Annotated in this window: 15 protein-coding genes; 13 read left to right on the plus strand and 2 right to left on the minus strand. The window is 59.7% G+C overall.

The window, feature by feature from the left end; translation table 11 throughout:
* Window positions 1–52: 52 nt before the first annotated feature.
* From RXV90_RS15680 to hisH, 10 genes are all read left to right on the plus strand, one after another.
* Window positions 53–1,018 (plus strand): universal stress protein, encoded by a 966-nt coding sequence (locus RXV90_RS15680; RefSeq protein WP_316649809.1) that lies wholly within the window; start codon window positions 53–55, stop codon window positions 1,016–1,018.
* Window positions 1,015–3,288 (plus strand): putative monovalent cation/H+ antiporter subunit A, encoded by a 2,274-nt coding sequence (locus RXV90_RS15685; RefSeq protein WP_316649810.1) that lies wholly within the window; start codon window positions 1,015–1,017, stop codon window positions 3,286–3,288. Before RXV90_RS15680 ends, RXV90_RS15685 begins: the two co-directional genes overlap by 4 nt.
* Window positions 3,285–3,704 carry a Na+/H+ antiporter subunit B gene (locus RXV90_RS15690; RefSeq protein ID WP_316649811.1) on the plus strand — a complete coding sequence of 140 codons (420 nt, stop codon included), beginning with the start codon at window positions 3,285–3,287 and terminating at the stop codon, window positions 3,702–3,704. Before RXV90_RS15685 ends, RXV90_RS15690 begins: the two co-directional genes overlap by 4 nt.
* Window positions 3,704–4,069: a Na+/H+ antiporter subunit C gene (locus RXV90_RS15695; protein WP_316649812.1), complete on the plus strand. Its 366-nt coding sequence runs from the start codon at window positions 3,704–3,706 to the stop codon at window positions 4,067–4,069. The genes RXV90_RS15690 and RXV90_RS15695 overlap by 1 nt, the downstream gene beginning before the upstream one ends.
* Window positions 4,066–5,565 carry a Na+/H+ antiporter subunit D gene (locus RXV90_RS15700; protein WP_316649813.1) on the plus strand — a complete coding sequence of 500 codons (1,500 nt, stop codon included), beginning with the start codon at window positions 4,066–4,068 and terminating at the stop codon, window positions 5,563–5,565. Before RXV90_RS15695 ends, RXV90_RS15700 begins: the two co-directional genes overlap by 4 nt.
* Window positions 5,562–6,050: a Na+/H+ antiporter subunit E gene (locus tag RXV90_RS15705; protein ID WP_316649814.1), complete on the plus strand. Its 489-nt coding sequence runs from the start codon at window positions 5,562–5,564 to the stop codon at window positions 6,048–6,050. Before RXV90_RS15700 ends, RXV90_RS15705 begins: the two co-directional genes overlap by 4 nt.
* Window positions 6,047–6,346 carry a monovalent cation/H+ antiporter complex subunit F gene (locus tag RXV90_RS15710; RefSeq protein ID WP_316649815.1) on the plus strand — a complete coding sequence of 100 codons (300 nt, stop codon included), beginning with the start codon at window positions 6,047–6,049 and terminating at the stop codon, window positions 6,344–6,346. Before RXV90_RS15705 ends, RXV90_RS15710 begins: the two co-directional genes overlap by 4 nt.
* A complete protein-coding gene (mnhG, locus tag RXV90_RS15715; RefSeq protein WP_316649816.1) occupies window positions 6,343–6,684 on the plus strand; it encodes a monovalent cation/H(+) antiporter subunit G in 342 nt (113 codons plus the stop codon). The genes RXV90_RS15710 and mnhG overlap by 4 nt, the downstream gene beginning before the upstream one ends.
* A 95-nt stretch (window positions 6,685–6,779) precedes the next feature.
* The gene (hisB, locus tag RXV90_RS15720) at window positions 6,780–7,367 is read left to right on the plus strand and encodes an imidazoleglycerol-phosphate dehydratase HisB (protein WP_316649817.1); all 588 of its coding nucleotides are present in this window, start codon (window positions 6,780–6,782) and stop codon (window positions 7,365–7,367) included.
* 7 nt (window positions 7,368–7,374) lie between these two features.
* Window positions 7,375–8,013 (plus strand): imidazole glycerol phosphate synthase subunit HisH, encoded by a 639-nt coding sequence (hisH, locus tag RXV90_RS15725; RefSeq protein WP_316649818.1) that lies wholly within the window; start codon window positions 7,375–7,377, stop codon window positions 8,011–8,013.
* Window positions 8,014–8,074: 61 nt separating this feature from the next.
* On the opposite strand, the gene RXV90_RS15730 is transcribed toward hisH, so the two are convergent.
* Window positions 8,075–8,464 carry a DUF2147 domain-containing protein gene (locus tag RXV90_RS15730; RefSeq protein ID WP_316649819.1) on the minus strand — a complete coding sequence of 130 codons (390 nt, stop codon included), beginning with the start codon at window positions 8,462–8,464 and terminating at the stop codon, window positions 8,075–8,077.
* A gap of 171 nt (window positions 8,465–8,635) precedes the next feature.
* Here RXV90_RS15730 and hisA point away from each other — a divergent pair, with 171 nt between their 5' ends.
* Window positions 8,636–9,358, plus strand: a complete 723-nt coding sequence (gene hisA / locus RXV90_RS15735) for a 1-(5-phosphoribosyl)-5-[(5-phosphoribosylamino)methylideneamino]imidazole-4-carboxamide isomerase (protein ID WP_316649820.1) — start codon at window positions 8,636–8,638, stop codon at window positions 9,356–9,358.
* A 366-nt stretch (window positions 9,359–9,724) separates the two neighbouring features.
* Here the strand turns inward: hisA and RXV90_RS15740 are convergent, their stop codons facing one another.
* Entirely contained in the window at window positions 9,725–10,171 is a 447-nt protein-coding gene (locus RXV90_RS15740) for a DUF302 domain-containing protein (RefSeq protein WP_316649821.1), read from the minus strand.
* Window positions 10,172–10,293: 122 nt separating this feature from the next.
* On the opposite strand from RXV90_RS15740, the gene hisF reads away from it, so the two are divergent.
* Both hisF and RXV90_RS15750 read left to right on the plus strand, forming a co-directional pair.
* Window positions 10,294–11,055: an imidazole glycerol phosphate synthase subunit HisF gene (gene hisF / locus RXV90_RS15745; RefSeq protein WP_316649822.1), complete on the plus strand. Its 762-nt coding sequence runs from the start codon at window positions 10,294–10,296 to the stop codon at window positions 11,053–11,055.
* Window positions 11,052–11,360 (plus strand): phosphoribosyl-ATP diphosphatase, encoded by a 309-nt coding sequence (locus RXV90_RS15750; RefSeq protein ID WP_316649823.1) that lies wholly within the window; start codon window positions 11,052–11,054, stop codon window positions 11,358–11,360. The genes hisF and RXV90_RS15750 overlap by 4 nt, the downstream gene beginning before the upstream one ends.
* The last annotated feature ends 70 nt before the right edge of the window (window positions 11,361–11,430 follow it).

The raw sequence follows: 11,430 nt of genomic DNA on the forward strand, positions 1-11,430 counted from the left end.
AACAATCAGGATCACGCCCCACTTCCCTTCTGGAGGTTTGGGAGCATGCGCGTTGAAGCGGTTCAGCAACATTCTGGTATTAGTCGATGACGAAAGCCGGTCAGAGGCACTGCTCGAGCGCGCGCGTCGAATGGCGCAGGTCACTGGCGCCGCGCTTACACTGATCGATGTGATCGACAGTTCTCCGACCACGCTTTCGCGGGTTATTGGCTCCGTGCGCGAACTTCGTGTGCAAAACCTGGAGAGCGACATCGCCGCTTGCCATCAGGAACGACTCGATGAGCTTGCTGCGCCACTGTTGGCAGGTGGTCTGCCTGTCGAAACGAAGGTGCTTTTCGGGGTTGGTTTCATCGAAACAATCCAGCACGTGCTTCGGCACGGCAACGATCTGGTTATGAAAGCCGCACACGGAACGCCGGGACTGTCGATCCTCGCGGGCCCGGATCTTCATCTTCTGCGAAACTGCCCCTGCCCGGTCTGGATTCTGAACGATACCAACGGCGCAAGCTCTCGTCGGATCATGGCTGCAGTCGAGCCTGATCCGGAAGACGACATCCGTGACCAGCTCTGTCACAGCGTGATGGAGGTTGCGGCTTTCCTTTCGAATCAAGACGCGGCGAAGCTCGATGTTGTAACTGCTTGGAGTCTGCCGGAAGAAACGATGCTTCGTGGCGCCCGCTTCAATATGTCGAGGGACGAGATAGAAGCGATCCTAAGGACGGTGGAACTCGAAAGCAGCAGCCGACTTCAGGCGCTTGTACGCGATTTCGAAGCGTTTTCAGACCGTATTCGGGTGGTTCACATGAAGGGCGTACCCGCCGATGTCGTTGCCGAGCACGCGGAGACGGAACAGATCGACACTCTGGTCATCGGAATTCTCGGAAAACCAAATGATGCGGGCCTGCTCATCGGCAACACAGCAGTAACGATCATGAACCGGGTGCGATGTTCAATCCTAGCAGTTAAGCCGCCGGGCTTTGTCTCTCCAGTGACGCTTGAAAGGTTGGCGGCGTCATGAGCGCTGCGACCACAAAGACCCCGGCCAACAGCAACGGCATCACCGGGATCTTACCGGTGCTTCTGGCCGCTGCCCTGTTCGCCTGGTTTCTGAGCTTCTTGGGCCCAGTCTCCAACGGCAAGGCATTGCGCGTTGCTTGGGATTGGGTGCCATCGCTCGGGATATCACTTTCATTCTTGATCGATGGGCTAAGCCTTACATTCGCGCTTTTGATCAGCGGAATCGGTACGCTCGTCCTGCTCTATTCCAACACCTACCTCGCCGGCCACCCGCAATTCGCGAGGTTCGCGCTGTTCCTGACCAGCTTCATGATGGCGATGCTGGGGCTCGTGCTTGCCGATAACCTGATCGCGCTTTTCGTCTTCTGGGAACTAACAACAATCACGTCGTATCTGCTGATCGGGTTCGGCCATGAGACGGCGAAAGGCAGGCGCTCCGCCTTGCAGGCGCTTTTCGTCACTGGCGCGGGGGCGCTGGCGCTTCTGGCCGGGTTCATTCTTTTGGGTTTCACGTCCGGGACGTTTGAACTTTCGGAGATCCTGAAGATGGGTGACGAGCTAAAGGCGCATGCCCTTTACCTACCCATTCTGATCCTGATCCTTGCGGGCACCTTCACAAAGTCAGCGCAGTTCCCGTTTCACTTCTGGCTGCCGAACGCAATGGCGGCACCCACGCCGGTTTCGGCCTTCCTCCATTCGGCGACGATGGTGAAAGCCGGGGTCTACCTGATGGCCCGCCTGCATCCGGCGTTTTCGGGAACGGATATCTGGCTTTGGACACTTACGATCGCGGGGGCATTCACCGCTGTGTTCGCAAGCGTTCTAGCACTGCGGCAGACCGACTTGAAGCAGGCGCTGGCATATACGACTTTGATGGCATTGGGCACGCTGACGCTGTTTCTTGGACAGGAAGCGGGCTATGCCATGACGGCATTCGCGACCTTCCTCATCGTCCACTCCCTGTACAAGGCCGCGCTCTTTCTCGTGGTCGGCTGCATCGACCATGGGACGGGCACACGTGAAGCGGAAATCCTCGGTGGTCTTGCGCAGGCTATGCCGGTGACTGCGGCGGCCGCGGCACTGGCAGCGCTATCGATGGCGGGATTTCCACCCTTTCTGGGCTTCATCGGCAAGGAACTGAAATACGCCGGTGCGCTCGCCGTGGGGTCCGAGCCGCTTTTGGTGGCAGGCGCGCTCGTGGTCTCGAATGCTCTGATGCTCGCGGTCGCCGGTGTTGTTGCGTTCCGTCCGTTCTGGCGCAAGCCTGGCGGCACCATGCCCCTGAAACCCCATGAGGCGCCCTGGCCCATGCTGGCGGGTCCTGTATTGCTTGCAGGGCTTGGCGCGCTCTTCGGCCTTGTGCCGGATCTGCTTCAGACCTCCCTCATCAATCCCACGGTCGCCTCGCTGCTCGGATCTACCGAAGATGCAAAAGAGCTAAAGCTCTGGGCCGGGGTGAACCTGCCGCTGATCCTGTCTGTGGCGACGGTCGTGCTGGGGCTCGCACTCTACCTCGCGCACCGCCCTTTGCGGGCCATGCTGGCACGGGCCGATTCCGCCGCGCCCAATTTCGACAGAGGATGGGATTCGTTCCTTACCGGACTGAAGAAATTTGCCGCCTGGCAAACGAGGCTGATCCAGCCCGGCATTTTGAGAAGCTATATCTTCGCGACCTTCGCGACCGTTCTCGCAGCCATCGGCGGCACGATGTTGGCGCGAGATGTTCTCGGCGCCATTCCTGATCTGTCCGATATCTCCTGGAAGAATGTGGCACTGATGCTCTTTACCGTATCCGGGGCGTTGATTGCCGCGGTTACACGTTCCCGTATCGCTGCGATGGCCGCTCTTGGGGTCGTGGGTATCGGCGTTGCGATGATCTTTATCGTATTTGGCGCGCCGGATGTAGCGATCACGCAGTTGATGGTCGAAACGCTTGTCGTGGTCTTGGTGGCGGTCGCTCTACTGCGTCTTCCTGTCCTTGACCCGAACGGCAGAAGCGATCACCGGCCACGCGACGCGATCCTTGCGGTTGCGATCGGTACAGTGGTGACACTCGTGCTGCTTTCGGTTCTCGAGACACCGCTGGACCGGCGATTGACCGATTTCTTCGAGACCGCCAGCTGGCCCGAAGCGTACGGACGCAACATCGTCAACGTAATTCTGGTGGACTTCCGCGCACTCGATACCTTCGGCGAAATCGCTGTGGTCGTGATCGCCGCGCTCTCCGCCTATGCGCTTCTGCGCACCACGGATCGGGGAGGCGAGAAATGAACTCTGTCATCCTTCGTGCGGGCACACGGTATTTGTCGGGGCTCTTGCTCGTCTTCTCGCTCTATATGCTCCTGCGGGGCCACAACGAGCCCGGAGGCGGGTTCATTGGCGGACTTATAGGAGCGACTGGCTTCGTCCTGTACGCGATTGCCTGCGGCACCACAGACGCACGAAAGGCCCTTCGCATATCGCCGCAGAATATTGCGGTAACAGGGCTTGGAATTGCGCTTCTTGCCGGGATCGCAGCGGCGTTTTTCGAAGATGCCCTGTTCACCGGGCAGTGGCTCTTCATCGGAGCGACGGAAGATGACAAGGGTCTGCCTCTGTCAACGGTCCTCGTCTTCGACATTGGCGTCTACCTTGTCGTATTCGGGTCGACCCTGACACTTGTGTTCGCGATGGAAGAGGAAATCTGATGGAGGCGCTGCTCGCCATAACCATTGGTGTCCTCGTCGCAGCGGCGGTGTATCTGATGCTGGCGCGAAACATCTTGCGGTTCATATTCGGACTGGTTCTGATCTCGAACGCTGCAAACCTGACGATCTTTGCTTCTGGGCGCCTTACGGAAGGTGCACCCCCACTTATCCCGGAGGGTGCGGATGGCCCTGTGGGGGACGTGGCGAATGCCCTCCCGCAAGCATTGGTCTTGACGGCAATCGTGATCGGCTTCGGCCTTTTCGCCTTTGCACTTGTTTTGATCTTCCGAGCGTACACGACCCTAGGCACTGCCTATTCCGACGAAATGCGAGTGGCCGAACCAATTGAGGAGCCGAAAGCGTGACCTGGCTTCTTGCAACCCCTCTGATCCTGCCATTTCTGACGGCAGTGGCGGCATTTCTGCTGCGCACCCGGCCGACAGGCAGGTGGATTAGCGTGGCAGGCAATCTGGCGCTGCTCATTGCTGCGGTCCTTCTTATGGCGCGGGTGCTCGATGAAGGCGTGGTGGCGGCCCAGATGGGTGGCTGGCCTGCGCCTTTCGGGATAACCCTAGTCGCGGATTTTCTGAGCGCCGTGATGGTGGTGATCACCGCCATCACCGCACTTGCCGTCTCGGTGTACGCACTTGGCGATGTCCGGGAGCGGGCGGAGTATCTCGGATATCATGCGCTCTTCAACGTTCTGATCGGCGGCGTTTCCGGCGCTTTCCTGACCGGTGACCTCTTCAATCTCTATGTGTGGTTCGAAGTCATGCTGATCGCATCCTTCGGCCTGCTGGTGCTCGGGGGCAGCAAGGCGCAGATCGACGGTGGCGTGAAGTATGTGACGTTGAACCTGATCTCGACGATCCTATTCCTGTCCGGGATAGGCCTACTCTACGGGATGACCGGGACGCTCAACATGGCGGACCTCGCGCGAACGGTGCCCGAGGTTGAAAACCGAGGGCTCGTCACGGTTGTCGCGATGATGTTCATGGTCGCCTTCGGTGTGAAAGCGGCTGTCTTTCCACTTTTCTTCTGGCTGCCGGCATCATACCACACCCCGGCCTTTTCAGTATCGGCGGTGTTTGCAGGACTTCTGACCAAGGTCGGCGTCTACGCACTCATTCGGATGTTCACTCTCGTCTTCGCGGGAGACACCGGGTTCACCCACCACATCCTTCTCTGGGTGGCAGGACTGACTATGCTGACGGGCGTTCTTGGGGCGGCCGCGCAGAACGATATCCGCAAGATCCTTTCGTTCCATATCGTAAGCCAGATCGGATACATGATCATGGGGCTTGCACTTCTGACGCCGCTCGCTCTGGCCGGCGCGGTGTTTTACCTGGTGCACCACATCATCGTGAAGGCGAACCTGTTCCTGATCGCTGGTGTGGCGGAGCGTCTGGTCGGATCGACTCAGCTTGGCCAGATCGGCGGGCTTTATAAATCCGCCCCCCTTCTCGCACTATTGTTTCTGATTCCCGCATTTTCGCTGGCGGGATTTCCGCCTCTTTCGGGCTTCTGGGCTAAATACGTCCTAGTGGCGGCTGCATTGGAAGATGAGGGCTGGATCATCGCAGGTGTGGCGCTGGTTGTGGGGCTTCTGACGATCTTTTCAATGACGAAGATCTGGGCAGAGGCGTTCTGGAAGGCTCACCCCGAAGGCGTAGACCCTGAGTTGCGCTGTCTTGATCGCGAGACCCGCAACCACCTTCTATTGCCCGTGGCCGGGCTTGCCGCGATGACGTTGGTGATCGGTTTCTTCCCTGAACCGTTCGTCGCATTTGCCAAGGAGGCCGCAGGTCAGCTTCTGGATCCCAGCGCTTACCTTGCAGCTGTATTAGGGGCAGAACCATGAGTAACTTCGCCGCGAACCTCGTTCTGACCGCTGCATGGGCGATCTTCTTTGGCGGGTTCACCTGGCTGACTGTCCTATCGGGGCTCGTCGTCGGCTACGGCGTACTCTGGCTCTTGCAACCGCTTACAGGCGTAAGGTCGAGCTATTTCTTGCGTGTGTGGTATTGGCTCAAGCTGGTGGTGCTTTTCCACTATGAGCTTATCGTGTCGAGCATAGAGGTTCTTTGGGACATCATCACCCCGACGCATCGCGCCCGTCCTGCGATCATTGACATGCCGCTGGACGCCAAGACTGATGCCGGCATTCTACTGGTCACGAACCTGATTTCGCTGACGCCAGGCACTCTCAGTATCGATGTAAGCGAGGATCGCAGGACCCTGAAAGTTCACGCAATGTTCGCCGATGACCCCGAAGCGGTTTGTCGCGCCCTGAAATCGGGAATGGAGAGGTGGGTGATCGACGCGGTCGAGGAGAGGAAAGCATGACAGAGTTTCTCGAGCTTTCTGTGACACTTGGCTTCGTGATGGTTTTCCTTGCTGTGGGTCTGGCGCTTTGGCGCCTCGCAAAGGGCCCAAGTCTGCCCGACCGCGTGGTAGCCCTCGATATGATGACGGTGGCAATTGTAGCTTTTTGCGGGCTCGCTGCTGTGCGCTCCGGTGATGCCGCTTTTCTTGATGTTGCCCTCGTTCTGGCACTTGTTGGTTTCCTTGCAACGGTGGCGCTGGCGCGCTTTGCCGAGCGTCAGACGATCCGACGGGAAGAGCGGGAGGGAAGCGAATGACGATCGCTCTCACCGCGTTTCTTCTAATTCTCGGTGGGGTGTTCACGGTCCTCGCCGGGGTAGGCATCGTCAAGCTGCCGGACGTCTTCATCCGAATGCACGCCGCAACAAAGGTTGGAACGCTGGGTTCGGGCCTGATAATGGCAGGCACCGCTGTGCATTTCGGCGACGTGGCGGTGATCATACGCTGTATGCTGATCGTCGTTTTCCTTCTGCTGACCGCGCCGATCGGCGCCCACATGATCGGGCGTGCCGCACTGCGTATCGGGGTCGTGCCCTGGGGCCTCAACAACCGCGAAAGGGAACGGGACCAGGGCACACAGGAATCGTCATCGTGATGTGACAGAGCAGCCTCGTTCTGCCGACAGGGCCCTTCCCTCACCCTGCGCACACTTCTATAGAGGCGCGTGTTAATCGATCCGGAGCGATCCACATGCGCAAGGCGACCGTAACCCGCAAAACGGCGGAGACGGACATCTCCGTCGAGATCAACCTCGACGGCACCGGCAGCTATGACAATCAGACGGGCGTGGGCTTCTTCGACCACATGCTCGACCAGCTTGCCCGCCATGCCCTGATCGACATGACGGTGCGCGCGGAGGGCGATCTGCACATCGACGACCATCATACGGTGGAGGATACCGGCATCGCGCTTGGACAGGCACTCACGCAAGCATTGGGCGATAAGACAGGGATCAACCGCTACGGCGAGTGCGCGCTGCCGATGGACGATGCGCAGGTGCGGGCTGCACTTGATCTGTCAGGTCGACCGTTCCTTGTCTGGAGTGTCACCTTCGAGGCCGCGAAAATCGGAACCTTCGACACCGAACTCGTGCGGGAATTCTTTCAGGCCCTGTCGACGCACGGGGGGATCACGCTTCACGTTGACAAGGTGCACGGAATAAATGCGCACCACGTCGCCGAGGCAGCGTTCAAAGCCGTCGCCCGGGCACTCAGGACCGCGGTAGAGACCGACCCGCGCCGGGCCGACGCCGTGCCGTCGACCAAAGGTGCTCTCTGAGACCGCGATGCTGACGGTTCTGATCGATTACGAAAGCGGCAATCTGCATTCCGCCGAAAAGGCGTTCCAACGAATGGCACGCGAGACCGGTGGAGGCGAGGTCATCGTCACCGACCGCGCCGAAGACGTGGCGCGGGCAGACCGGATCGTCCTACCCGGAGATGGCGCCTTTCCGGCCTGCAAGGCAGCGCTGGCAGACCGCTCAGGGCTGTACGATGCAATGATCGAGGCGGTCGAAACACGCGGGCGGCCGTTTCTGGGGATCTGTGTCGGAATGCAGCTGATGGCGCGGATGGGACATGAATATGAGCCGACCCCAGGCCTTGGCTGGATCGATGGAGAGGTGCACAGGATCACCCCCTCAGCCCCGAGCCTGAAGGTGCCACACATGGGATGGAACGATCTTGTGATCACCGGTCGTCATCCCGTCCTCGACGGGATCGAAACCGGTGATCACGCCTATTTCGTGCATTCCTATCACATGGAAATGACGGATCTGACACAGCGACTGGCCTATGCCGAGTATGGCGGAGAGGTGACCGCGATCGTCGCGTCCGGCAACACGATCGGCACACAGTTTCATCCAGAAAAGAGCCAGGCTGCCGGGCTGCGCCTGATCGCCAATTTCCTTACCTGGGCACCGTAAGCGCCCAGCCCGCTTTTCGGCTTCGATCTTGCAGGTGACGACGACCGCTTAGACTTTTGTCCTACTGTACCCTGAGCCAGGTCTGGCCACGGCAGATCGGCCCAACACACCCTGAAACCTTCAGACGGTCGCCATCGAGCGACATTTTCGACCGATAGACCTTGTCGCGATCAGGCGCCCAGATGCGGCCGCCGGTGTAACTGCCTTCGCCCTTCGCTTCCATATCCCAGATCATGCGCTTGCCTATATTCTGGCTTTCGCGAGGTTGGCCCGCGCTGTCGTAGGCGCGTACGATCACGCCGCAGATCACCGCCCCGCAGGCCGCGATCTCGACATGGCCGAAGTTTCCGTTGTCATCAGCCTCGGTCTGCCATGTGCCAATCACGGGCTCTGCCACGGCGACGCTCGCGGATAGGACAAGGGACAAGGCAGCGGCGGTCAGGATCTTCATGATTTCGTGTCTCCTCCACATTGATCGGCGGCAGCCTCGTTTCACTGCGCAGTCAGGAGCAAGGTTGACGTCAGGTCGGCGGCACTTGTGACGTTGGGTCTTCACAATCAGGCGTGGCGCGTGCAGAAGCGGAGCTCCTGAAATCACATCCCAACGATGCGGAGCCCACCGATGATCCTTTACCCGGCTATCGACTTAAAGGACGGACAGTGCGTGCGGCTTCTGAGAGGTGAAATGGAAGCGGCTACGGTCTTCTCCGACGATCCCGCAGCGCAAGCGGCAGCTTTCGAGACGGCAGGATGTGCGTGGATCCATCTTGTCGACCTGAACGGCGCATTTGCCGGGGAACCGGTGAACGGGGCCGCTGTCGAAGCAATTCTAAACCGTATCGATGTGCCGGCACAACTTGGAGGGGGAATCCGAGATATGGCGACAATCGAGCATTGGCTGGAGAAGGGGCTCGCGCGAGTGATCCTCGGCACCGCGGCCGTGGAGAACCCCGATCTTGTCCGCGAAGCGGCACGTGCGTTCCCGGGGCGGGTTGCTGTGGGCCTGGATGCCCGCGGCGGCAAGGTTGCGACACGAGGCTGGGCAGAAGATACCGATATGGAGGTGACCGATCTAGCGCGCGCCTTCGAGGACACGGGGATCGCCGCGATCATCTATACGGATATCGAAAGGGACGGCGCCATGGGAGGCCCGAACGTTGCGGCAACCGAGGCGCTGGCGCGGTCGGTCAATGTGCCGGTGATTGCAAGCGGTGGGGTGTCTTCGCTGGACGATCTGATCCGGCTCAGGGACACGAATGTCGTCGCGGGCGCGATTTCAGGACGCGCGCTCTATGATGGCGCAATTGACATAAAGGCGGCATTGGCGGCATTGGCGGCGCAGTAGGGAACAGCTTCCGCTCACTTGAAGTATATTTGCCCGCAGTCCTTGCGATCATCTGCTGGTGTCGCAATCGCGGCTACGTGTTATTGTTTTCAAACACCGTAGACTTTGCCTAACGGCACGGGTTGTCTGCATATACCTTCTTCGAAGGCGCATCGTGGACGGTGTCGACAATGGCGAGAGGTTGAACAGCGCCCTGGTTTGCTTTCAGGATGAGGCCGGTCGCCCCCGGCTTGTTCCATTCGGTCGCTGGCCGGCGCAATCCGTCATCCGCACAAGAAACAATGCGTGCGCCTAGTTGCCGGGCAGATTCCAGCGGGGCCTTCCCCAGGACTCGGCAGAGATTGAAGCAATTCTGGCCGGCTCGCATTAGCCGCCAGCCGCAACCCCGGTGAGCTTTTGCAACGCTCCTTCCATCGCACCGAGGAACGGCGCATCGGCCGGGATGGAGAGGTCATCAAGCATTTCGCGCGGCGCTTCGTAGGCGAGCCAGGTCTGGCCATCGGAATCTGCGTAGACGAGGACGCGAAGTGGCAGGAAGATCCCGGCATGCATGTCTGCCTGCATCGCAGGTGTACCCAGTTTCGGGTTACCGAAGATCAATAGTTCTGCATCGGCAAGTTCCATGTCGACGCTCGCCGCCCCCTGCCCGTGATCTACCCGAGCAAAGACCGTAGCTCCAGCACCAGCGACAGCGGCTTCGAGCCGGTCCATAACCGTGGCGACATCACCCTCCGCCTCGATGCGAAGGATGTCGTCGCTCGCGAAAGCAGGCGTCGCAGCGAGTGCGGCGATTAAGGCGATCTTGCGTAGCATTGGCGCTCTCCCGGGTTTGAAGCCCTTTGAGGTTATTGTCTTGACCCTCAGAGCACACGCCCCCTCACGAGAGCTTGATGGCACCCTTGGCAACCTGCCGCCGATTGGCGTAGACCCGCCCCATGCTCAAGGTGCGCATCATACCCTGCTTGGACGTTGCTGATGGACGCGTGGTGAAAGGCGTCAATTTCGTCGATCTCATTGATGCGGGCGACCCGGTCGAACAGGCGCAGGCGTATGACGCGGCAGGTGCAGATGAGCTTTGCTTTCTCGACATCAACGCGACTCATGAGAACCGCGGCACGATGTACGACCTGGCAACACGAACGGCAGAGCAATGCTTTATGCCGCTTACGATCGGTGGTGGTGTTCGGACGGTCGAGAATGTGAGAGCGCTGTTGCTCGCAGGGGCGGACAAGGTGAGTTTCAATTCAGCAGCGGTGGCCGATCCGGACGTGGTGGCCCGGGCAGCGGATCGGTTCGGATCCCAGTGCATCGTCGTTGCAATCGACGCAAAGACGGTTGAACCGGGACGATGGGAAATTTTCACCCACGGCGGCCGGAAACCAACCGGCATCGACGCAGTCGAATTCGCAAGGACAGTGACGGAAAAGGGCGCGGGCGAGATCCTTCTGACGTCTATGGACCGCGACGGAACGAGGGCGGGATTCAACCTGCCATTGACTCGGGCAGTTTCCGACTCCGTGCATGTACCTGTCATTGCCAGCGGCGGCGTCGGGACACTCGACCACCTTGTCGAGGGCGTGACCAAGGGCGGAGCATCCGCGGTTCTGGCAGCCTCGATTTTTCACTTCGGCGACTTCTCCATCGCAGAGGCCAAGGCCCATATGGCTGCGGCCGGGATTCCCGTGAGGCCGGTATGACACCGCTAGAGCGACTTGCCGCGACCATCGCGGCACGAAAGGGCGCGGACCCGGAGACCTCCTGGACCGCAAAGCTCCTTGCGAAAGGCCCCGAGAAGGTCGCCGAAAAATTTGGGGAAGAAGCCATTGAGGCGATCGTTGAGGCCGTAAAGGGAGACAAGACGCGTCTGACCGAGGAAGCAGCCGACGTGCTCTACCATCTCCTTGTGATGCTGGCGGCACGGGATGTGGCGCTTGAAGACGTTCTTGCCACTCTTGAGAGGCGAGAAGGCACTTCGGGCATCGATGAGAAAGCCGCGCGCTAAAGCATCCGACTGAAAACCTGAATCGCGGGGATTCCTGTTGGAGCTGATTTGTGATTCATCCTGTCTGGGA

This window comes from Ovoidimarina sediminis, assembly GCF_032586175.1.
Lineage (GTDB): Bacteria > Pseudomonadota > Alphaproteobacteria > Rhodobacterales > Rhodobacteraceae > Ovoidimarina > Ovoidimarina sediminis.

Bases quoted from the DNA above. Each gene is read 5' to 3' on its own strand.
- hisB (WP_316649817.1), top strand. From the start codon at position 6,780: ATGCGCAAGGCGACCGTAACCCGCAAAACGGCGGAGACGGACATCTCC.
- mnhG (WP_316649816.1), top strand. From the start codon at position 6,343: ATGACGATCGCTCTCACCGCGTTTCTTCTAATTCTCGGTGGGGTGTTC.
- RXV90_RS15710 (WP_316649815.1), top strand. From the start codon at position 6,047: ATGACAGAGTTTCTCGAGCTTTCTGTGACACTTGGCTTCGTGATGGTT.
- RXV90_RS15690 (WP_316649811.1), top strand. From the start codon at position 3,285: ATGAACTCTGTCATCCTTCGTGCGGGCACACGGTATTTGTCGGGGCTC.
- RXV90_RS15750 (WP_316649823.1), top strand. From the start codon at position 11,052: ATGACACCGCTAGAGCGACTTGCCGCGACCATCGCGGCACGAAAGGGC.
- RXV90_RS15740 (WP_316649821.1), bottom strand. From the start codon at position 10,171: ATGCTACGCAAGATCGCCTTAATCGCCGCACTCGCTGCGACGCCTGCT.
- RXV90_RS15705 (WP_316649814.1), top strand. From the start codon at position 5,562: ATGAGTAACTTCGCCGCGAACCTCGTTCTGACCGCTGCATGGGCGATC.
- RXV90_RS15685 (WP_316649810.1), top strand. From the start codon at position 1,015: ATGAGCGCTGCGACCACAAAGACCCCGGCCAACAGCAACGGCATCACC.
- hisA (WP_316649820.1), top strand. From the start codon at position 8,636: ATGATCCTTTACCCGGCTATCGACTTAAAGGACGGACAGTGCGTGCGG.
- RXV90_RS15730 (WP_316649819.1), bottom strand. From the start codon at position 8,464: ATGAAGATCCTGACCGCCGCTGCCTTGTCCCTTGTCCTATCCGCGAGC.
- hisH (WP_316649818.1), top strand. From the start codon at position 7,375: ATGCTGACGGTTCTGATCGATTACGAAAGCGGCAATCTGCATTCCGCC.
- hisF (WP_316649822.1), top strand. From the start codon at position 10,294: ATGCTCAAGGTGCGCATCATACCCTGCTTGGACGTTGCTGATGGACGC.
- RXV90_RS15695 (WP_316649812.1), top strand. From the start codon at position 3,704: ATGGAGGCGCTGCTCGCCATAACCATTGGTGTCCTCGTCGCAGCGGCG.